The 20,822-nt window shown below is 35.3% G+C and carries 19 protein-coding genes and 2 pseudogenes; all 21 read left to right on the plus strand.

Going from position 1 to position 20,822, the window contains the following annotated elements; translation table 11 throughout:
* Entirely contained in the window at nucleotides 1–1,041 is a 1,041-nt protein-coding gene (locus tag MKX69_RS12455) for a replication initiator protein A (protein ID WP_149484509.1), read from the plus strand.
* 839 nt (nucleotides 1,042–1,880) lie between these two features.
* Nucleotides 1,881–2,213 carry a type IV conjugative transfer system protein TraE gene (traE, locus tag MKX69_RS12460; RefSeq protein ID WP_016177599.1) on the plus strand — a complete coding sequence of 111 codons (333 nt, stop codon included), beginning with the start codon at nucleotides 1,881–1,883 and terminating at the stop codon, nucleotides 2,211–2,213.
* Nucleotides 2,214–2,831: 618 nt separating this feature from the next.
* Nucleotides 2,832–3,173 (plus strand): annotated as a pseudogene (locus tag MKX69_RS12465) (DUF5406 family protein).
* 18 nt (nucleotides 3,174–3,191) lie between these two features.
* The gene (locus MKX69_RS12470; protein ID WP_002293478.1) at nucleotides 3,192–3,314 is read left to right on the plus strand and encodes a hypothetical protein; all 123 of its coding nucleotides are present in this window, start codon (nucleotides 3,192–3,194) and stop codon (nucleotides 3,312–3,314) included.
* A gap of 25 nt (nucleotides 3,315–3,339) precedes the next feature.
* Nucleotides 3,340–3,579 (plus strand): hypothetical protein, encoded by a 240-nt coding sequence (locus tag MKX69_RS12475; protein ID WP_002347362.1) that lies wholly within the window; start codon nucleotides 3,340–3,342, stop codon nucleotides 3,577–3,579.
* Between the two features lie 65 nt (nucleotides 3,580–3,644).
* The gene (locus tag MKX69_RS12480) at nucleotides 3,645–3,884 is read left to right on the plus strand and encodes a hypothetical protein (RefSeq protein WP_002322851.1); all 240 of its coding nucleotides are present in this window, start codon (nucleotides 3,645–3,647) and stop codon (nucleotides 3,882–3,884) included.
* 354 nt (nucleotides 3,885–4,238) lie between these two features.
* Nucleotides 4,239–4,888: pseudogene (locus MKX69_RS12485) on the plus strand (EpaQ family protein).
* 81 nt (nucleotides 4,889–4,969) lie between these two features.
* Nucleotides 4,970–5,641, plus strand: a complete 672-nt coding sequence (locus MKX69_RS12490; RefSeq protein WP_016177598.1) for a class A sortase — start codon at nucleotides 4,970–4,972, stop codon at nucleotides 5,639–5,641.
* A 52-nt stretch (nucleotides 5,642–5,693) separates the two neighbouring features.
* Nucleotides 5,694–7,670 carry a pilin N-terminal domain-containing protein gene (locus MKX69_RS12495; protein WP_341010545.1) on the plus strand — a complete coding sequence of 659 codons (1,977 nt, stop codon included), beginning with the start codon at nucleotides 5,694–5,696 and terminating at the stop codon, nucleotides 7,668–7,670.
* Between the two features lie 14 nt (nucleotides 7,671–7,684).
* Entirely contained in the window at nucleotides 7,685–8,437 is a 753-nt protein-coding gene (locus MKX69_RS12500) for a class C sortase (protein WP_114634640.1), read from the plus strand.
* Nucleotides 8,438–8,452: 15 nt separating this feature from the next.
* The gene (locus tag MKX69_RS12505) at nucleotides 8,453–9,208 is read left to right on the plus strand and encodes a pilin N-terminal domain-containing protein (RefSeq protein ID WP_073460891.1); all 756 of its coding nucleotides are present in this window, start codon (nucleotides 8,453–8,455) and stop codon (nucleotides 9,206–9,208) included.
* A gap of 12 nt (nucleotides 9,209–9,220) precedes the next feature.
* Complete coding sequence (locus MKX69_RS12510) at nucleotides 9,221–9,481, plus strand: hypothetical protein (protein WP_002314405.1); 261 nt, start codon at nucleotides 9,221–9,223, stop codon at nucleotides 9,479–9,481.
* A complete protein-coding gene (locus MKX69_RS12515; RefSeq protein ID WP_002305225.1) occupies nucleotides 9,478–11,568 on the plus strand; it encodes an isopeptide-forming domain-containing fimbrial protein in 2,091 nt (696 codons plus the stop codon). The genes MKX69_RS12510 and MKX69_RS12515 overlap by 4 nt, the downstream gene beginning before the upstream one ends.
* Before the next feature lie 26 nt (nucleotides 11,569–11,594).
* A complete protein-coding gene (locus tag MKX69_RS12520) occupies nucleotides 11,595–12,059 on the plus strand; it encodes a hypothetical protein (RefSeq protein ID WP_002310966.1) in 465 nt (154 codons plus the stop codon).
* Nucleotides 12,056–12,298, plus strand: coding sequence for a DUF5415 family protein (locus MKX69_RS12525; RefSeq protein ID WP_070628995.1), 243 nt, complete (start codon nucleotides 12,056–12,058; stop codon nucleotides 12,296–12,298). The genes MKX69_RS12520 and MKX69_RS12525 overlap by 4 nt, the downstream gene beginning before the upstream one ends.
* Nucleotides 12,299–12,315: 17 nt before the next feature.
* The gene (locus tag MKX69_RS12530) at nucleotides 12,316–12,618 is read left to right on the plus strand and encodes a hypothetical protein (protein ID WP_002295662.1); all 303 of its coding nucleotides are present in this window, start codon (nucleotides 12,316–12,318) and stop codon (nucleotides 12,616–12,618) included.
* A 69-nt stretch (nucleotides 12,619–12,687) separates the two neighbouring features.
* A complete protein-coding gene (locus MKX69_RS12535) occupies nucleotides 12,688–14,751 on the plus strand; it encodes a hypothetical protein (RefSeq protein WP_172885899.1) in 2,064 nt (687 codons plus the stop codon).
* The gene (locus MKX69_RS12540; RefSeq protein WP_002331344.1) at nucleotides 14,751–17,360 is read left to right on the plus strand and encodes a VirD4-like conjugal transfer protein, CD1115 family; all 2,610 of its coding nucleotides are present in this window, start codon (nucleotides 14,751–14,753) and stop codon (nucleotides 17,358–17,360) included. Before MKX69_RS12535 ends, MKX69_RS12540 begins: the two co-directional genes overlap by 1 nt.
* The gene (locus tag MKX69_RS12545) at nucleotides 17,357–19,723 is read left to right on the plus strand and encodes a pLS20_p028 family conjugation system transmembrane protein (RefSeq protein WP_341010546.1); all 2,367 of its coding nucleotides are present in this window, start codon (nucleotides 17,357–17,359) and stop codon (nucleotides 19,721–19,723) included. The genes MKX69_RS12540 and MKX69_RS12545 overlap by 4 nt, the downstream gene beginning before the upstream one ends.
* A 51-nt stretch (nucleotides 19,724–19,774) precedes the next feature.
* Complete coding sequence (locus MKX69_RS12550; protein WP_002295656.1) at nucleotides 19,775–20,107, plus strand: hypothetical protein; 333 nt, start codon at nucleotides 19,775–19,777, stop codon at nucleotides 20,105–20,107.
* Nucleotides 20,108–20,701: a hypothetical protein gene (locus tag MKX69_RS12555; RefSeq protein WP_002318309.1), complete on the plus strand. Its 594-nt coding sequence runs from the start codon at nucleotides 20,108–20,110 to the stop codon at nucleotides 20,699–20,701.
* Nucleotides 20,702–20,822: the final 121 nt, after the last annotated feature.

The following is a 20,822-nucleotide window of genomic DNA, read 5'->3' on the forward strand; positions in this document are numbered from 1 at the left end:
ATGACTGATTTTAATTTTTTTAAGGCGGATAGAGTTTACAACGAGTTATTTTATCAATTTCCAAAAGTCTTTATTGTTTCTGACGAATACAAAAAAATGAAAGATTCAACTAAGATTGCCTATATGCTTTTAAAAGCAAGATTAGAGATCGCAATCAGCAAACGGCAAATCGATGAAGAAGGTAATGTTTATTTTACTTATACGACAAATGAACTATGTAGCGTATTAAACTGCCAAAAACAAAAAGCGATAGCAATCAAAAAAGAGTTGGAATCCTTTGGTTTATTATTACAAAAGCAGATGGGATTTAACAAACAGTTAGGGAAAAATAATCCTAATAGACTATATCTAGCAGAATTAAAAGTCTCAGAAAATGATATCTACTTACTCGAAAAATTTGATAGAGAGAATAGGGAAAACGTTGATAAATCAGAGGGTATGAAAATCATACCCACCCTCGACGAAAAATCAGACGCTGAATCCCTTGGGGCTCAAGAGGGTATGAAAATCATACCGTGCCAAAACGTTGATAAATCAGAGGGTATGAAAATCATACCAGAACTTAATAATAATATATTAGACACTAATAGACACAATATAGACACTGAAAAAGACCGCCTACAAGATCAATTGTTGTTAGACAATTTTGAGACAATTATGACAAACGATAGCATTGCTACGTTTGTCCCTGAACGAGTATTAAATTTGATAAAAACATTTTCTTCAAGTTACAGTGAAGCTCAAAAAACCGTCCAGACTATTCATAATGCAAAGAAAAAAGCTGAAATAGAAAGTGGTATTTCGATAGTTTTTGAAGAACTCGATAGTTATTATGTCAATGCAGAACAAGAATTATACACGACACTGTTAAAAGCCTATCAAAAATTAAAAACCGAAAAAGTCGAAAATATCCAGAACCTGATTTTTGTCTATGTAAAAAATTGGTTTATCGAAAAACCAATAGCTGCTAAAGTATCAAGTGAAAAACGTTTGAATTCTGAAAGCTTCCCAAAAACTATTACGAAAGACTGGTTAGAGTGAAATATTACTGACAAAGTGATTGTTGCTTCATGGAGTAGCATTAAAATTAAAAATTTTTTATTATTCTAATTATATTACAAATGTTACAAAGAAATAGCTATTTTAATAGAATTTATGAGTTAAAATATTATGATAAAAATCACAAACGTAGCTTTTTACGTCATAAGTGTTAATAGTTAATAATTAATTTCCAACACAAAAAAGAGAACAAACGTTTGCATGTTGCTGTTTTTTAGTTATAATAATACGCGAAGAGAGGTAATTTCATTTTTTAAAAAAGCTAAAAACCTTGATATTACTTCTTTTCAGGCAATACGAATATTATTCGCTTACATTTTTTTGTATAAATTTAGTTGTTTTAAATTTAATTGTCTGCTATGCTTGTGATGAATTGATTTTCGTTCTGCACTTTTGGACGATAAATTTGGACAATTGAAAATACAAAAAAAAGAAAGGCGGTATGAACTCGGAAGGCTGGTAACCTTCGTCAGCGTTCATACACGGCATTAAGATTTGGCCCTTAATGCGTTAACCTTTCAGTGTTACGGTATTACCCGCAACGGATTTAGTATAACAGATATTCAAAAGTGATACCACTTTTTTTGGCTGTGTTAAGGTTAAAAATACGTGATATTACGATGAATCTATGCCTAAGCATAATGTTATAAAAATGTCCGTGTGGCTCTTTGCCGTATGACGAACGCTGAAATTAGAGGGAACGCATGTTTGGATGCGTTCCCTCTTTTTTGTTTGTCATGAACGAAAATCAATTCTCTATTTTTGAAAAATAACAAGAAAAACTTGTTAAAAATATTTAAAGAAATTGGGTGGTTTATTTTATGTCATATACAGGAATTTTGAGTCTCAAAGATATTTGTCACTACGGTAAACGGTGTACCGCTACAGAGAAAATCACGAAGAAACTATCAACTGGCCAAAGTAAAACCGTTGTGCAGTGTAAGAAATATATAATCCAGAAAGACAAAGTCTCAGAGGAAATGATTTATTACATTGGGAAACAAAAGCAAATAATTTTAAAAGATCCTATCCCCTTAAAAGAGCTATATCCAACAATCAAACATGTTTATGACCAAAACGGTGTACTGATTGGTCGAAGAAAAAATGGAGTCTTGCGTTGTACCGCAAAAGGGATGGGGCTTTTGATCAGCTGAATTGATCATTCTCATAACTTGTATTTTATCGTTTTTCGCTTGCTTGAAAATATTGTCGAGACTTCTAAAGGAACTTAGAGTCACTAGAAAAATAAGGAGTAGACTTGATCTATCAACAATTCCCTTCGGGGAGTGACGGGGTAGGTTTTAACGATTGGTAACGTAAAAAATTGGTCAATCGAGTAAATGCGCTTGTTTGGATAGTGGTGAAATGAATTTGTGTAAATAATAAGCGCAGAGTAAACAAGAGGGAATTTAGAAGTTAGACAAGTTAGAATAGCGTCTAGATTAATCATGAGCAGCTACTAAGGGATCTAGACTTTAACGCAAACTCATGGAATAAGGAGTAGGTCTTCTCGTAATGGGGAGGACGCACAAGAAATTGTGTCGTGTGCTGCAGTACATGTAGATACTTGCGAGGACGTTGATTATTGGATCAATCGAGCATTTACCGCTGTCTACTAGGGTTTCTCGTTTCGGACGCCATAAACGAGTCGAAATTTTTTATGTATTTTTAAGTAAACGAAAAACGATAAAATATGAACAAGTCCTGAATAAAGTGAAAAAATTGATATAAAACATAGAGAAAATGAAATTTACGTAATGGAGGAATGACAAATGAAAAATTATGATCCGAATATACGATTGGGCACACATACTATTAAGGTTTCTTTCCAACGTTGGGATTACAAAGGATTTGTGACGTTTAGAAGAGGCGGAAATTGTAAAGGATTAGATGTTTTAGCATTAGACGAGGATGATTTATACGATTAAACATTGACTGATAATCCAATTGGATTCGGCTTGCTACCTGAAGATGATGAAGGCGATGAGTGGTTTAAAATGACGCTTACGAACGACAAAGGAGACGAATTGTCTGTAGAAGATACCTGGTCATATTTGAGTGATTATATTGTCAGTGTTGAAATCATTGACTTTGTAGCGGATAAAGAAGAATAAAAATTGGAGGAATAGATCATGAAATTTTTCGAAGTAAAATCACCATGCTATTATGCGTTAATCGCAGAAAATAATGAAGAAGAATGTGCAGAAATTACGACGAATAATAAAAAGCTAGTATTATCATTAGACATCGAGTAAAGAATTTATTTAGGAGGCAAATTAGATGGCGCGACCAGTTTTAGATGCGATGGATATGGATACTTTGACAAAAGGAAGGTATGTACAGCTGTTAGCTCGTGGTTATTCACCTAAAGATGTATTTAAAGCCTTATCCAAAGGAACAGATATGGAAAAAGAAAGATTACGAAAAGAGTTTGATTATTGGAGAACCTATAATGGAATCAAGGATTTGAAACCAGCAAGGCCAGTAGTTAAAAGAAAGAAAAAGATAACCCAAGAGTGAAGTGTAGAGCGTATGTGATCATAGGCTTTTTTATTTTTATCAAAACAAGGAAGGTAGGAAAACTCATGAATTGTAAAGAAATCGAAAATAGAAAAAAAGTGTCGAAAGAAATGGAAGAAAAGTTACTAAAAACGATGAAACAAAAACACCTTAAAAGGTTATCTGTCATGCAATATATCAGTGACATGCAGATAACAGGAAAGGAGAAAGCCTGTCTATTGGGATCAATGAAAAATTTTGAACAGTTGAGACGAACTTATGTGAAAATAAGTTCTAATTGCCAACTATTATTAGAAGTTTCTTGACGATTATGATATGAAAATGATCAATTATGATGTGGCATTGTTATTGAATAAAAAGAATAGTAAAATTTAACGTGGTTTATCTTGGTTAGATGTAGTTAAATTAATTCAAATATAGAAGGTAGATAGATGAATAAAAACAATAAAACTTTATTTAATCCTTACGTGGGCGTAATCATTGTTTTTCTCCTTTTTAGTTATTTTGCTTATCAAGGTTATCTAAAGGACAAAATCGCTGAAAAAGTAGATGGTGTAACAAAAACAATCCATATTCAGGAACAAGCTAAAACCTATCAAGATAATTTAACCAGTTTAACGGATATTTGGATCAATACAAATACGATAGGTAGTTCTTTAATGACATTAGCCCTTCTTATCACAGGATTTGCTAGTTCATTTGGAAAATGGTACATGCGATTGCTATCATTACCAGCGTTGATTCTTGCTGGGGCAACGATTTGGGTTTGCCAATCGAAAGCAGCATTATACGCGCTTGTTATCTTCGTTATCCTAGAAATTTTACCTAAGAAGATTTTTCGAAACACACACTTGTCCTTTTGGATGTATGCAGCAGTTTCGGTTCTAGCTTTACCGATTTCTTATTTTGCTGCAATGTCAGACAAAGTTCATTTATTTACAGGACGAGAAGAAATTTGGCGCAAATTCTATGAAACATTAGGCGAAAAAACAGGACAAATATTTGTAGAGATGAACCTTTCTTTTTCCATATAGGAAATCAGATTCTAGGTAATCATAATACGTATCACGCACTCGTCAATCACTATGGATTGATTGGTTTTGCTCTATCGATTATTCTTTTGCTTAGTTTTTTATGGTTGCTCGTAAGAAAATGTGAGCTGACAAACGGACAACTAACATTCTTGTGGGCTTTTTTAGCGATCATGTGTCAATCATTCATGGAAGAAACATTAACTACAATCAGTTGGGTGCCAATTGTATTCTTAATGTTAGCAATGGCTACACACCAATATAAAACCACCAGATAAATGAAATAGAATAGTAATAAGAGAAAACACTTTTTCGTTGTGAAAAAGTGTTTTTTGTTTTGTCTGAAAGGAGGCAGATGGATGAAAAAATGGTTATTTGGTTTTTTAGGAGTCGCTTTAATCGTCTTTTGCAGTGTGTTTGGCTATGTTAGCTACCAAAAACATGAAGGAGAGGTGTTTAAGCAAAATATAGAAAAAAAGATGCCCGTAGATCAAATCAATGCACACGCAAAGAGTTATAAGGAGGATGCAACGAACGTCAATAATGATATGTCTTTGGGGCAAATGTTGTCCATACAAAAAGAAGCAATCAAAATGGGCGTCAATAAACAAGTATTTGCACAAATTCAGATTCCTGCACTTGGTTTAGCATTGCCAATTTTTAAAGGGGCAAATCAATACACTTTGTGTCTTGGAGCGGCTACTTATTTTTATGAAGATGCCGAAATGGGCAAAGGAAACTATGTCCTAGCAGGTCATAACATGGAAATGCCAGGGGTTTTATTTTCTGATATTCAAAAGTTGTCATTAGGGGAGGTGATGGACTTAGTTAGTAACGATGGCGTCTATCGTTACAAGGTAACGCGTAAATTTATCGTACCTGAGTACTTTAAATTAATCGATGGCGTTCCTGAAGAGAACTCTTTCTTGTCTTTGCCAAAGAAAGGAGAGAAACCCTTATTAACGTTGTTTACTTGTGTTTATACGTCACAAGGAAAAGAAAGATACGTGGTACAGGGAGAGCTACAATAACAAGGTTTTAATCAACGCTAGTCGTTGAAATATGAAATGAGGAGATAAAAAAATGGCAATAAATCGGTATGTAAAAAAAGCTGGAATGCTTGTTGGAATGTTAGGAATCATTGCAAGCTGCTTTCAGGGGTATCAAGCATATGCAGAAGATGTCACACAAAAAACGCCACCAGAGAAGGTCAATATCACGGTTCATAAATTAATGTACGATCAAGGAACGCAATTGAATGTTGATATTGACGGGATCAAAAACGATGGTTATACGCACGATCAATATCCTACAGGTGTAACGAAATACAACAAGGCAGATTATGGTGATGTTGAGTTTACGTTAGGAAATATTACGGATCAAGTATTACTGACTGAAGATTCTGATCTAACCAACGCGAAAGTGGACGAAATCGTTAAAGATGTAGAAGACAAGGGATCTAACAGTGAGTACGTCAAGAATGCAACCAATAAAATTACTTCAGCTGTAGATGAAAATGGTGAGATCACTTTTGCTGATCAACCAGCCTATGTCAATTCCAAAGGGAATGTATATGTGGTTTATGAAAGTAAATCCGCTGCTGGATTAGTCACACAAAAAGCAAAACCAATGGTTGTGATTGCGCCAATGACTGATAATACAGGTTCAGGTTTTTTAAAAGACATTCACTTATATCCTAAAAATATTGTTTCTAAGTTGAGTTTTGAATTAACGAAATTTGGTGACGATGGCACAGCTCAAAGCAAACAAACACCTTTAAAAGGGGCAAAATTTGAGTTATACAAGGGCGAACCTGGAAAAGGAACAAAATTAGGAGATCTTGTATCGGATGATCAAGGAAAGCTGACTGCTACTGATTTGACGTTAGGAAAATACTATTTTGTGGAAGTTCCTTCAGAAGTTGTAGTGGGATCAGATAAAGAACCAACAGCAGATCAATATTTATTATGCGCAGACGCTCGCAACGATGCGCACAATAAATTAACCTTTGAAATTACGAATGATGGCGTGACAAGTGACTTAAAAGCTTCATACGTAAACTATAAAGCACCAGTGATCGATAAAACAGTAACAAATGGAACAGGACAAGAACATTCTTTCCAAATTGGTGACGCAGTAAATTATCAAGGAACGATTCATATCCCAACAGACATTGCAGGCGGAGCAGACGGTATCACAGTAAACGGAGTGAAAAGCGAAACTTCTCCTTACAGTGTATTTAAATGGGGGGATACAGCAGGACAAGGACTTTCTTATGTCGCTGCTAAAGCAAATATCAAAGTAACAAATAAAGATGGATCTGTGGTATTAAAAGAAAATACAGATTATAAAATCCAAAATTCAGAAAATGGCTTTGTGATCGATTTTATCGTGAATAATGGCCAAGTAAGTGATACTGTAGCAAGTTTACACGGACAAGATCTTCAAATGACTTATAACATGTATGTAAACGACAGCGCAGCTGTTGCCAATCCATTAACAAATAGCGTGGATTTCGTTTATAACAACAATCCATTTAATCAGGAAGAACACCACGAAAAAACGAAAGCTGACGTTGTGACTTATGGTGCAAAATTCTTAAAAGTCGATAGCGGACTATTTGGAACAGGAATCAAAGCAACACCGCTTGAAGGCGCAGAATTTGCTGCTAAAAACGCAGAAGGAAAATATTATGGTGGATTAGTTGATACGGATAAAGACGGTGTCAAAGAAGCAGTATGGGTAGACGATGTAGCAAATGCAGCGATCCTAAAATCAGATAAAGAAGGTCACTTTGAAATCACTGGTTTAACTGAAGGTGAATATTCACTGGAAGAAACAAAAGCGCCTGAAAACTATCAAAAATTAACGAAAGAGATCTCTTTCAAAGTAGACAAAGATTCATACAAAGAAGAAAACCGAATCACGATCAAAAACAATCAAAAAGCTTCCGTACCAATGACCGGTAGCAACGGTTTTCAAACGTATGTATTAATCTCTTGCTTGTTGCTAGGAGCAGGGGCACTTTCTGCAGTTGTTTACTTTAAGAAGAAAGCCTAGAAGGATCAAAACCAATGATTATCAGGAAGCCTAAGAAAAAGCGAATCATGGGTAAATGGATCATTGCTTTCTGGTTACTTTCAGCTGTAGGTGTCTTACTTTTGATGCCTGCTGAAGCGAGCGTGGCGAAATACCAACAAAATCAGCAGATTGCCGCAATCTATCGAACAGGAACGGCAGCAGAAACGGATTCTTCTTTGGATATTGCTAAGATTGAGTTAGGCGATCCTGTTGGTATTCTTACAATTCCAAGTATTTCTTTAAAACTACCAATTTATGACGGAACGTCCGACAAAATTTTAGAAAATGGTGTAGGTATTACGGAAGGAACTGGTGATATTACAGGAGGAAACGGTAAAAATCCTTTAATCGCAGGTCATAGTGGACTTTATAAAGATAATCTTTTTGATGATTTACCTTCAGTAAAAAAGGGAGAAAAGTTTTATATCAAAGTTGATGGTGAGCAGCACGCTTATCAAATCGATCGGATTGAGGAAGTGCAAAAAGACGAACTACAAAGAAATTTTGTCACTTACTTAGAACCAAATCCCAATGAAGATCGAGTAACGCTAATGACATGTACGCCTAAGGGGATCAACACACACCGTTTTCTAGTGTATGGGAAGCGAGTAACCTTTACAAAATCAGAATTAAAAGATGAAGAAAATAAGAAACAAAAATTATCTTGGAAATGGCTTTTAGGAAGTACTGTTTTTCTTTCAGTCATGATCATTGGTTCGCTATTTGTTTATAAAAAGAAAAAATAAAGGAGGGTAACCAACATGAGAAATAGAAAATGGCTATTTGTTTGTGCAGCCGCTCTTTTTTCTTTCACTGCCTACACACAGTTGACGTTTGCAGACAGACAAGAAAGCACGGATAGCACAGAACAAACAATCCAAACGTCAGATAGCAGCACGATTCAAAGCAGCGATGAAACCGTCGATTCGTCAACAGTTGATTCTTCAGAAGAACCTAAAATTGCTGAAGACGGTCAAATAGTCAAACAGACCATTCACGTTCAAAAGATTATTTCTTCAGAACAATTAGACAACCAGGGGCATGAAAAACAAGAAGGAGTAAATGGCGCGAAGTTTTCTGTTTATGATGTATCGGACATTTTACAAAAGATGGATGTTAAGGATCTCACTACTGACCAAATTGAATCCCAATTAAAAGATCGAGTGAAAAAACTATCCAGTGATCAATTGAAGCTAGTTTCTAATGGAGAAACAAAGACAATTGATCAACAAACAGGTGTCTTTGAATTCTCGGTAGAAGTACAGGCAAATCAGAAACAAGCTTATTATATTGTCAATGAATCAAGTCCTGAAAACATTTCTAATAGCGAGGATATTTTGCTATTAACACCTGTTTCTGATAAAAACGGTGAATTCTTAAAGGATGTGTGGATCTATCCTAAATCAGAAGCTTCGCAACCTAAAGAAGAAGTAAAAAAAATCGTTTCTACTGGCGTAAAGAAAAACTTCTTTGAGAATTGTTGGGATTTTGTTACTCACTTGTTTTCTAGAGATTAAGGAAGAAATAAAATGAAACTGATCAAATTATTATTATTCAATCTTTCTTGTTTAACCGCAGTCTTTTTGTACTGCGGTTTATTATTTTCTAAACTATCTATTTTGCCAAGCTACCAACTATACCTAATGAGGATTTTAAACATACCAGCTGCTTCCATGCCGCTAGATATTATGGAAAAGCTCATTAGGAATCCATTATTTACTACGATCAATTTGATCGTTATTGTCGGAATTTCACTAGTCATTTATAAAAAAGAGGGGATGAAGGGATGAATTTTAAACACTCGTGGACAAGACGGTTAAAATATGTTTTTCCCATAATGATGATGTTAGGTACATTGTTTGGGTTAAAAACAGCCAATGTCTTTGCTGAAAAAGTTATTGTCGATCCGTCAAATCCAATCCAGAACGTAAAGAATAATTTTATTATTCCAAAAGATGTTCCTAATGCAAAAACAAATATTACTGTAAACGGAGCGTCAAAAGTTTACAAATATCATGTTGATGCCAACAAAGGTGGTTTTACAGACGACTACGTAGGATTAGTGGAGGGAAACAAAAATATACGCTATCCTTCTTTCCAAAAAGAATACGGTGAAACAAACCTTGTTTTAGAAGGCGTAACAACCAACACCAAAGTCAATATTGACTATGGAAAAATCGGTACGTATAACGGGAAAAAAGTCAATATCAAGCTAGTTCTATCTAATATTCACTTATACTCGGATACGTTGCCGTGGAATCTACTAGATAACAACTATACAAAAACTCATTTTCGAGACGATGGCTATAAAAATACGAATGGTGCAATGAGTAAATCTAAAAAAAGAACAGTACTTTGGATCTCAGACAATCTTTTCTCAGGAATTGTTTACCATTCAACACAAATGAATGTGCAGCTAGTAGCCACATATGAGGACGGTAGCCCCGTTCAATTTTCAGGAGATACATTTATCAGTTTTAACTCTTTGAACCCTGCAGGAGGAAAAAGCACGGATCTTAAAGGAGAATATGCCCACTATGACAAAATGAATACGACAGATTGGTATGTCAGAAAAGATACGGTTCTTTCAGAATTTAAATCTTTCTACAACAATCTGAACGTGGTAGGTGGCCACCCAGGAGGAAGCTCTAAGCTGACACAAGCGGATAATGATTTCAATAATTTGCATGATAAATTAGGAGATCCGAAGTTTGGTCAAGGTACTGTGTCCTTTAAAATATCTGAAGCAAATCCGACGTTTGTGATTGGTTCTTCTAATGTTCAAACCTGGTTTACTTTATCTTCTGCGACAATCTTTAGTGTTGTTCCTGATCAACCTGAAAAAACAGGGGTTGATAAAAATGGAAATAACGTGAACGATAAAATGTTGCAAGTAGGAGACACGATTCAATATCGAATCAAACAGAAGGTGAATCGATTAGGAGTGGATTTACTAGCGGTTTACGATCGATTTGAGTTAATCGATAATTTACCAAAAGAAGTAAATTACGTCGATGCACACGTTGAAAGTGGTACAAATAAAAAATTCGATGTATCTGGTGAAGTGACCTATGACAAAACAAAACACCAGGTAAAATATGCAGCGAAAGCTGATACATTAAAAAATCGAATGAAGTATAACGGCGAAACTTACGAATTAGTGATCAATGTAAAAGTCAATGAATTGGCCAATCAAAATAGTGTAGCCAAAAATCAGGGAACGTCGATCATTAATAAAGTAGAAAAGGATACAAATATCATTACCGTTTATTTCCCTAAAATTCCAGTGAAAGAAGTACAACAAAATGGAAAAGATGTAAACGGACGAAATGACGGTAAGAAGGGTACGCCGACAGCTCCTTTAAACGCAGGATCTGAAGTACAATATCTAGTCACACAAAAATGGCACACAAAAGGCGTAGACGCTGCGTCAGATCACTACAAACAATTTAGTATTCAAGATCCAATTGAAGCTCGTTTGACATATAAAGAAGGTTCTGCGCAAGTAATAGATAAGAGTAAAGGAAAAGATATTACTTCTGAAGGCACACTAACCTATGATAGCAATTCAAGAACGCTGAAGTGGGAAGCTTCCGCTGACTTCTTAAGTAACAATCTTTTAGATGGACGAGAAATTCAGCTGATATTTACAGCTAAAACTCCATTACAATCAGAAAAAAATATTGATAACCAAGCCGTAGTAGCAGTAGATAATGTTTCTAATAAAACAAATGTTGTGACAATTGGGGTTGATCCTAACTTGCCACAGGTCATTGTTCCTAAAACAGGTTCTACACATTTAGTAACGATTTCAGCGGTCAGCTTACTATTACTTGTGTTAGCAACTTTTAGTTATGCGGTTCTGAGATACATTTAAAATAAAAAAACGAAAGAATGAATAAAATGAAAAAGTTAATAATAGTAGTTACTTCCTTGATTGCCATGATTGTTATTTTAGTCGGATGTAGTAATGAAAAAAATAAACAAACTAATCAAGATAATGGCGTATTGAAATCAGGAACTATGTGGAAAGAAGAAGTAGGTGGTCTTGTTTATAATTTGAAAATTATAGACGAGACTACCTGGGAATACTCTGAGAGTGTATGGCATCCAGATCCTGTACAAATAACAGTCAAGAGGCAAAAAGACTATAAAGGTTTAGAAAGATACAAAATAGTAGATTCAGCTGGTGTTAGGGAATTTATAAACAAATCTGATTCTTTATTTATTGTTGTTCCCTATGAGAAGAATGGCGTAAAAAAAATAATTTTTCTTGGATCTAGCAAGGATGAAAAGCGAACGAAAGAGAAATTGATTCACGATGGATCACAATCCAATAAATATAAGTTACAAAAGACTAGCGAGTGATTGCTAGTCTTTTTATTTGTCCTGAAGGAGGAATCACAGTGGCAAAAGCTAAAATGCCATTTGAAAAAGCCGCGTCTAAAATCTTAGAACGCCGCGGTGTATCTGAAACACAGTGGAAACAAGAAGTCCTTGAAAAAGCACAATTTGACCTATTACGGGGAAAAGACAAGGACTTAGAAGGATATATCTATCAACGTGAACGTGAAAAGCTTGTTTTCGACGAAATTATTAAACACTAAAAGGAGCGAACAATTTTATGTTTGAATCAATTACAATGAATTTTTTAACACAACCGAAAGTAGTAGCTGCGGTTGATATTTTTAGAGCATTACAAACTGCCGCAACTAGTTTAAAAAACAATCTGATGATTTTTGCTGCTGCTGCGGCCGTTGCTTCCATTGTTATTGGGGGTCTTTTCTTCCTATTTGGACGAAGAGGAGCTGAAAATGGGAAGATGCACGTAGGCTATGTATTGATGGGGGTAGGAGTTATTTTAGCAGCAGCTTCTATTGTGGTTTCGTTATTTGGATTGTTTGGACAAACACCTCAAGGATTATAAGAAAGTAAAAAAGTAGGAGTAAGAAGTAGTCGATACTTTTTACTCCTTTTTTATGAAAGGAGAATACTCATGTACTTTACGATTGCAGGCAATACCAAAACAGATAAAGAGTTAATAAAAAAAGCAACGAAGGAAGTAGGAAAGCGTACTTCTTTTTTACCGAAAACAATTAAATATTCTGTCATTGAAACGGAAGAACAGCTACATGTGTTAGGGAAAGTACTGGAACACGAAAGTCGATCTTCTGTTAAGTTGACTCTCACGTTACATGACACAGAAGGAAAAATAGAGAAAGCTGGTACAGAATACGTTTTTGGCCCACTGGATTATCAAATTTCAGAAGGTTTCTATCCTACATTGATGGATTTAATCCGCCTTGATGTGTTTAAAGAAACGGATGAAACTATGAGTGTGGAAGAGTCTTATCGAAACGAAAAACTTTTACAAGTTTTAGAAGAAGAGTTAGAGAGCGACCAAAGAAAAGTGAATCAAGGGAGTGAAGTCGAAGTAAATGAAGAAGTACCATGGGAACGACCAATATTTCCAAAGAAGGAGTCAAAAGAAAAAGAGACAGTCTATGTTGACGAACAAGCTGATATTCCGACTCAGAAATCGATATTTGAGGAAGAGAACGATGTGATGGGTCAATTGGAGGTAGATCCCTTTGAAGAAACAATGGAGGATGAAGAGACGGCCGAAGTAGAAGTTGATCCAGTTGAAGCTAATGAAGAGTCAACATGGACTGAAGGGGATTCTCAGGAATATATTGAACCACTTATCAGTGAAGAAGTAGAAAAAAACGAAATAGAGATACAAAAGGCAACTGTATTTGATTATATTTTGGATCAATATCCGCCAGAGCATGAATGGATGAAAGAAAAAAACAAATTATTTTTAAATGAGCTTTATTCGAAATATCAATTACCCCAAACCTATCAAGCATTTTTAGAGAGTAAAGAAGAATTAATCTCACAGGGTAAAGGCACACTTTTAGAACAGTTAGAGTCTGTCCAATCAACAAATTGGCATGAGCTTGCACAAGAAGATTTATTAGCCACCTTTGAAGAACGTCAACAAGAAACAGATCAAGAAATTAATGAGTATGCGACGGAACAGTCGTCTAATTGGGAGAAAGCAAAAGAGGAACTAAATAAAGAAGAACAGCGAGTGATTGAAGAAGAAGTACAAAAAATTAAAGAGCGATACGAAAAGAAACGCGACAATGCGTATTCCTTGTGTGTAGCAAAGATCAATAATTTTACTCAGACGAATCAAGAAGCGTTATCGAAAGAAAAAGAAAACTTGTTAAAAGAACGTATTAAAGAACGAAAAGAAGAATTTTACCGAGGTTTGCGTACAGATAAGCTAAAGATTAGCAAAGAATTAAATGAACAACTGAATAAGCTATATCAAACAACGACTGAAGTTCTTATGGAAAAACACGAACAGATCCAGCAAGAATTACAAGTACAAATTCCAAAATGGAAAAAAGAGTATGAAATTCAACAACAAGAATTGAAAGAACAAGAAGAAAAACAACGGCAAAAAGAAAAAGAGCGCGAACAATTAGAACTAAAAAAACGTGAACAGGATCTTGCGGAACAACAAATGGCAATAGAAAAACAACGGTTAAACCAAGAAAAGGAAAAAGAAGCAGCTGCTCGTAAGGAACGTCAAGAACAAATGGATACATTGCGACAAGCTCAGTTAAATTATCTAGCACAACCTCAACCAACGCCTTCAGTAGCTGCTGTTCAAACCCCAATGAACAACCAAACAAATCTAACTCCTTCACCACAGCGTTCCTTTAACGGATGGATGGTGGGATGTATTGCAAGTTTAAGCTTACTTCTAGGTGGAGGGACAGTATTTGCTTTTAATCATATCAATCAATCTTCACAGGCTGATTCTGTAGCCACAACGGCGTCAATCAAGGAAGAAGCCCAAGAACAAGCAAGAAAAGAGTATGAACAACAATTGGAAGAATTATTGAATCGTACCAATCAGTCAACAACAGAGTCAAGTATGGAAAATAGCAAAGAGAGTGATCCTAGTAAGGCTAAAGAAGGATCAAGCGATTCAACTGTACAATCAAACACTTCCGAAAGTTCAGAATCAAATGAGGTGAAATAATGCGTGTTAGAGAAACAACGAGACGAAAAGACAAACGATTCAATTTAGAAAAGAATAGGTATCTTTCTCATTTCTATCGCTATACTCCTTCAGGAGAAGAGCTACCAGAAAAACATGACAAACGTATTTCTCAAAAGATTTTTTATAGTGGATTAGCTTATCTTCCTTTAAACTATGTTGTTACAAGAATACCAGAAGCATTTCATCGATTTGAGATTATTCCAGGAAGTTTACAAGGAGTGAATATTTTTCAGTTACAAGAAATGCCGCAGTTATTCCATTTTGATTCAACTGGTTTTTGGAATCCTTTGACCCCAACAACAAGTTTAGGCACACGTTTAGTTGTTTCTACGATTTGTGTTGTTCCAGCTATACTTATGGGATTGAAAATGGACATGTGGTTTCGTCCTCTAGCAGATGGGCAAAAAGGAGATAACCGATTAAAAACGTTAAAGGAAATCCAACAAATTTATCCGCAAATACCAGAATCAAAGGGAGGTTTTCCTGGTTATGGCGGAATACCAATTACTCATTATAAAAAGTACTGGTATATTCAGACGGATACAGTAAATACTTGTATTGTTGGTACTTCCCGTTCAGGGAAAGGACAGATAGAAGTTTTAGCAACCATTGACAATTTGTCTCGTGCAGAAAGACAAAGTTCAATGGTTGTTAATGATCCAAAAACAGAATTATATGTTGCTAGTAAAGATGAACTAGAAGCTAGAGGGTATGATGTGTATGCATTTAATATCACCGATCCACTGCAATCAATGAGTGATAATCCATTGGCACTCATCGTGAAATACTGGAAGCGAGGAGACATAGATACTGCAACGCAGTTAACCAATACTTTTACGAATACGATTTATTATGATGCCAATGCTTCAGACAACAAATACTTTAACGAAAATGCGCAGAAAGCTGTAAATGCGCTTATTTTTGCGTTGTTAGAACAAGCCGATCAAACAGGGGATTACTCCAAATTAACACCCAATAATCTTGTTGAGCTTCTTTCTGAAATTGGCGGTTTTAATTATCAAGATCCTGAGAATGATTACAAACAACTCAATGCCTTAGATGAATTCATGAATCAGTTACCACCTGGAAACATAGCAAAAAAACAATATGGGGCAACAAAAATTGGTTCTGATAAAGCAAAAGGGAATATTTTATCGACGGCAATCACAGGATTGAATCCATTTACCCTAACGAAAATTGCGAAAATGACTTCTCAATCAACCATTGATTATAAGTCCATTGGTTTTCCGAAGTATTTGGATCTCAAACTACACGAGAGTCTGTTAAATCAGCGAATTGTTGTAGAGTTTTATCATCAAGGAAAAAAATTTCATGAGGAACGTGTCAAAGTAGGTTATAGAGGTTTTTGTGAAATCAACTTTGATTGTCATTTAGAGCAGGGAGATCATGTTTGCTTAAAATACGATCATCAAGGAAAAGAATATGTTGCTTGGTATGAGTTTTCTCAAAGAGTATTGAAAGACGAAGAGGGAAATATCGTTTATCGAAAAAAACGAGGAGAAACCCATTTACCAGAATTAGAAAAAGAAGCTGTTCTAACATTAGATGAGGATAAAAGTAACTTATTAGTAGAGTCTATTCGGATGCACTATACCGATAAACCAATGGCTATTTTTATGCTCACACCTGATTATGATCCATCTAACCATATCATTGTTAGTATTTTTCTTAGTCAGTTGTATAAAGAATTATCTACGCAATGTGTTAAGACTAAAGGAGATAAATGTCACCGTAGGATTCATTTTATTTTAGATGAATTTGGGAATATGCCACCAATGGATAATATGGAAGGAATCATGACAGTCACAGCTGGTAGAAACATGTTGTGGGATCTGTTTATTCAATCCTATCAGCAACTTTATGCGAAGTATGGGGAACAAAACGCAGCGATTATCAAAGAAAATTGTCAGACACATATTTATATTATGTCGACAGACGATAATACCATCGAAGAATTTTCCAAAAAAGTGGGGAATAAGACGGTTGAACAAGAGAACAGTACCACCAATTCATTAGGTATGAATACTCATATCAATCGCAATGTTGATTCAGATCGTATCTTAACTCCTGAAAGAATTTCTACTTTTTTAGAAGGTGAAACGATTGTACTCGCTCCTTTAAAACGACAAGATTTGAAGGGTCATAAAATACGGCCGTATCCTATTTTTAATCATGGGGAAACGAATCTTCCTTATGCTTATCAATATATTGAAGATTTCAATCCATCGTGGGATATCAATGATATAGACATACATTGTACACATGCGGACTTGGATCTTAAGGCTTTACAAATTGATTACGATTATTTTCTACCTGATATCTATGCACGTCGACTTTATCACAATATGCACGATCAAATAGAAGAGGAAGCTAAAGAAAACATTTTTATTAAAATCGTTCAATCTTTAGACAACTCAACGGCACAAAAGTTACTTATTCAATTTTATGAAGAGAAGCAAATAGATCGTTTGCAAGAATACCTTGAAAAATTGCATCAAAATGAAGAAATTACAGAGGTTATAAGGAAACGACTTTTGCTAGAAGCTGAAAAGGCGGTGAAAGAATGATCATTGGAGGAATATTTTCCGGCATTGCCGACTGGTGGTCAGGCTTATTTGGGGATGGGGATGCAGATCCCAAAACCGTAACGAAAGTCTTACAAGATTATGGTAATTATCTGCAGTATCAAGATGTATTCAGTTGGATTTGTAATACTTTTTTATGGGGTTTGATTAAAGGGTTATATAATCTCAATACTTTACTAGAAAAAACAATTTATCAAAGCTTTGATTTAAAAGACTTATTGAACGCTGCTGGTGTTAATGAACTGTTTCAAAGTTTGATTAGCAAGGTATTGGCTCTTTTTTGTGTCGTCACATTAATTTATTTAGGCTTAAAATTTTTTATGAGTAAACATCCACCAAAAATCAAAAATATCTTGGTTAATCTATTTATGGCCATGATTTTGATTTTTGGTGGTAGTTCTTTAATCGATGAAGGGCTAAATATTAGTAAAAACTTTTACGGAGACGTGACTGCAGCAAATAAAGCAGATAAAACTGGATCACCTGCTTTTCAAATTATTCAAAATAATGTGATCGATGTGAGTACGCTACTAGAAACTGATCCGAATAAAGTAGAATCCCTACCAACAGATAAAAGAAATGCTCTCACGGCGAAAAACTTTAAGACAGCAAATATTAATTCAGTGATTATTCCTAAGGAAGCCGCTAAGATGGCGGATGAAGATAAGAGTGGTCTATCAGATATACAAAAGGATCGGCTAAGAGCGTTACAATACCGACTGGAACTGGATGATAATGGAAAAGAAATCCCTGTAGAGATTAGTGATGAGGGGTTAGCAAAATATGTGTATACTTCAGGCTATCGCCGATACATTAGTAGTCCAGGGATTATTTTAGCTGGTGAATCTTCTTTGTCGGTTGCCTATTTATTTATCTTGTTTACGATTGTAACTTGCATTATTGAGCTGGTATTTAAAAAATTCTATTTAGTAATTGCCGCGTCAACGGACTTTGAGACAGGACAACGGATGAAAAGTGCTATAGAAGATATTTCTCAATCCTTCTTGTTATTGGCGTTTACGATTTTAGAATTACGAATCTATACATTAATGCTGTCAGGTATCGGTGATTTGCACGCAGCAGGCAAGATCAACGGATTTTTGTATGTTGTCGCTTTAATTGTACTAACCATTGCGCTATTCAAAGGCTCTCAATCTGTTACGAAGATTTTCGGTGTTGATACAAGTCTGAAAAACGGCAGCAATTCTCTTCTTAGCATGTTTGCCTTAGGAAATATTGCGAAAAATGTGGGTAGTGGGGCTAAAAACCTTGCAAGTGCTGGTAAGAGTGGTTTAAGCAATTTAAATGATATTCGTAAAAATGGATTTGGCAATCGAAAAGATGTTACCCCTGATAACGGGGAAGAACAATCAGACGATAAAGCTACAACTGTACCTAATAGTAAGAAAACAGTTTCCGAAATGTTCGGGAAAGCGAAAAATGGTGTTTCTAAAGCCGCAGAAGGTCTTGGTTACGTCAATGAACGTGGGTTAAAAGGAACAGCTGAAGATCTTACAGAAAAAGCCAAAGACACCTTAGAAGAGAAATTAGACGGCACGAGAGCTAAAGAATTGGCTGAAGCTGTGAAGAATCCATCCGAAGCACTAGAAAAACAAAAAGAAAAAGCTTCAGAAGTCAAAGAAGGACTAAAAGGTGCGTATGGTGAAGGACAAGTCAATGCAGCAGTAAAAGCTAATACAACAACCGAAAAAGAAAATCAAGAAGGTGCAGCGATTCCTTCAGCCAAAGATTACCAAGATGAGTTGGATTCTAACGAAAATTCAGAAGAAGGACAAAATGGTCAATTACCAAAAACAGATCCAGAACAATATCGTTATAAATCTAACATTAATTCTGAAAATGAAAAGCGCATTTCAGATTTACCAAAACGAAATCAAGAAGTACAAACGGATGATGATTCCATCGATCTGCCAAATGATAATGGAGTCGAAGTTGGAACTGAAAAATCAACGAAAATTGGTTTACCTAAGGCACAAAATTTACCAATGAAAGATAGTCGTTTGAATCAATTCAAGGAGAATGATCAAAGTTTTGTTCATCAATCAACTGCAGGTACTGTTCAAATGAAACCAAGTCGTTTGCCTGAAAATGGAAATCTGACAACTGTTTCTTACAATTTATCTGAAAGTGGTGAGACAGGGAATGCGTCCGTTCAAAATGTTGTGACAAGAGAAGCTGCACCAGAACCTATTCAAAAAGTTCACACAGGTTACAAACCAGCAAATGTGGCATTTACTGCACCAACAAAAATAAATGTAACAAGAGAAACTAAAAACAGGAACAATGAATTGAAAGAACAATTATTGAAGGATATCAAATCATAAAAGGCCTACGAGTTAGGCCTTTTTTCTATGTATGAAAAGGGGAAATCATTTATGGATAAATATATTAACATGAAAAATCCTCCAAGATTTAGTGGGGAATGGAAGTTTTTCGCATTTTTCTTTTTAGATCTATTAACGCTTGGTGGTTGCTTTTTTTGGGCGAAAATAGTCAATAATCTTGTCCACTTACCACTCTTTTTTGCACTCTTGAATTATGGCTTATGGATTGCGATAGCTTTAGTGATTGTTTGGCGCCCCTATAATAACCCTGGTCAACGCCAGATTTTTGCGATTATCGAATCTATTTTCTTTACGGATAAGAACCATTATCATGCGTTAGATCCTAACCGAAATTATCATGGCACGTATAAGGAGGATGAATAAATGCGAGTCAAAGGACAAAATTCAGTTGATAAGAAATCCATTTTTCAGTTTGGAAAACCAGAAGAACGATCTATCTTGGATTTATTTCCTTATAAATCCTGTACAGAAGAGGGAGTCTTAGTTACTAAAGAAGATCATTTTCAACGTTATTATCGTGTAGTTTCTACAGACGTGGAAGGATTAAATGAACAAGAGAAACTAGAACGAATGAATCAGTTGACCACCGTCATGCGTACGTATGTGCCAACAATTAAGTTAGTTAATTTGACCACAGAGACGGATCTAACGGAACAAATCGTGCAAAAGCGGCAGTTATTAGATAAAAATCGTATGGAACAATCCTTAGGAAGAAATCTACAGCGATTAAGAAAATATGAAAAGAAATTAGTAGAGGAAATCCAGGAATTGAAACGAGCAGAACAAGAACGTCCTGACTTAAGCTTCTTTTTCATCATTGAAGGAAAGACAATCAAGGATTTACAAACCAGAAACCGTCAGTTAATGCGATCTAGTGGCATTTTAGGGTTAAAACCACTCTACAAAAAAGAATTGATCAAGATTCTTTATCGAATGAATAATATGAATGATGAGTAGGAATGGAGAAGAGAGAATGAAATATCCGTTGATATGGTTAGAAAAAGATGTTCCGAAGGAAGAGACCACTAGAAAATTTCCTCACACTTTAAGCCTGAGTAAGTTGGGAAAAGGGCAATCT

Origin of the sequence: Enterococcus sp. FSL R5-0957, assembly GCF_038008005.1 — a bacterium.
Classification (GTDB): domain Bacteria; phylum Bacillota; class Bacilli; order Lactobacillales; family Enterococcaceae; genus Enterococcus_B; species Enterococcus_B faecium.

Coding starts and splice junctions, on each gene's coding strand:
- MKX69_RS12470 (WP_002293478.1), top strand. CDS start 3,192: ATGAAATTTTTCGAAGTAAAATCACCATGCTATTATGCGTTAATCGCA.
- MKX69_RS12510 (WP_002314405.1), top strand. CDS start 9,221: ATGAAACTGATCAAATTATTATTATTCAATCTTTCTTGTTTAACCGCA.
- MKX69_RS12535 (WP_172885899.1), top strand. CDS start 12,688: ATGTACTTTACGATTGCAGGCAATACCAAAACAGATAAAGAGTTAATA.
- MKX69_RS12515 (WP_002305225.1), top strand. CDS start 9,478: ATGAATTTTAAACACTCGTGGACAAGACGGTTAAAATATGTTTTTCCC.
- MKX69_RS12550 (WP_002295656.1), top strand. CDS start 19,775: ATGGATAAATATATTAACATGAAAAATCCTCCAAGATTTAGTGGGGAA.
- MKX69_RS12490 (WP_016177598.1), top strand. CDS start 4,970: ATGAAAAAATGGTTATTTGGTTTTTTAGGAGTCGCTTTAATCGTCTTT.
- MKX69_RS12520 (WP_002310966.1), top strand. CDS start 11,595: ATGAAAAAGTTAATAATAGTAGTTACTTCCTTGATTGCCATGATTGTT.
- MKX69_RS12500 (WP_114634640.1), top strand. CDS start 7,685: ATGATTATCAGGAAGCCTAAGAAAAAGCGAATCATGGGTAAATGGATC.
- MKX69_RS12505 (WP_073460891.1), top strand. CDS start 8,453: ATGAGAAATAGAAAATGGCTATTTGTTTGTGCAGCCGCTCTTTTTTCT.
- MKX69_RS12480 (WP_002322851.1), top strand. CDS start 3,645: ATGAATTGTAAAGAAATCGAAAATAGAAAAAAAGTGTCGAAAGAAATG.
- MKX69_RS12530 (WP_002295662.1), top strand. CDS start 12,316: ATGTTTGAATCAATTACAATGAATTTTTTAACACAACCGAAAGTAGTA.
- MKX69_RS12545 (WP_341010546.1), top strand. CDS start 17,357: ATGATCATTGGAGGAATATTTTCCGGCATTGCCGACTGGTGGTCAGGC.
- MKX69_RS12475 (WP_002347362.1), top strand. CDS start 3,340: ATGGCGCGACCAGTTTTAGATGCGATGGATATGGATACTTTGACAAAA.
- traE (WP_016177599.1), top strand. CDS start 1,881: ATGTCATATACAGGAATTTTGAGTCTCAAAGATATTTGTCACTACGGT.
- MKX69_RS12540 (WP_002331344.1), top strand. CDS start 14,751: ATGCGTGTTAGAGAAACAACGAGACGAAAAGACAAACGATTCAATTTA.
- MKX69_RS12495 (WP_341010545.1), top strand. CDS start 5,694: ATGGCAATAAATCGGTATGTAAAAAAAGCTGGAATGCTTGTTGGAATG.
- MKX69_RS12455 (WP_149484509.1), top strand. CDS start 1: ATGACTGATTTTAATTTTTTTAAGGCGGATAGAGTTTACAACGAGTTA.
- MKX69_RS12555 (WP_002318309.1), top strand. CDS start 20,108: ATGCGAGTCAAAGGACAAAATTCAGTTGATAAGAAATCCATTTTTCAG.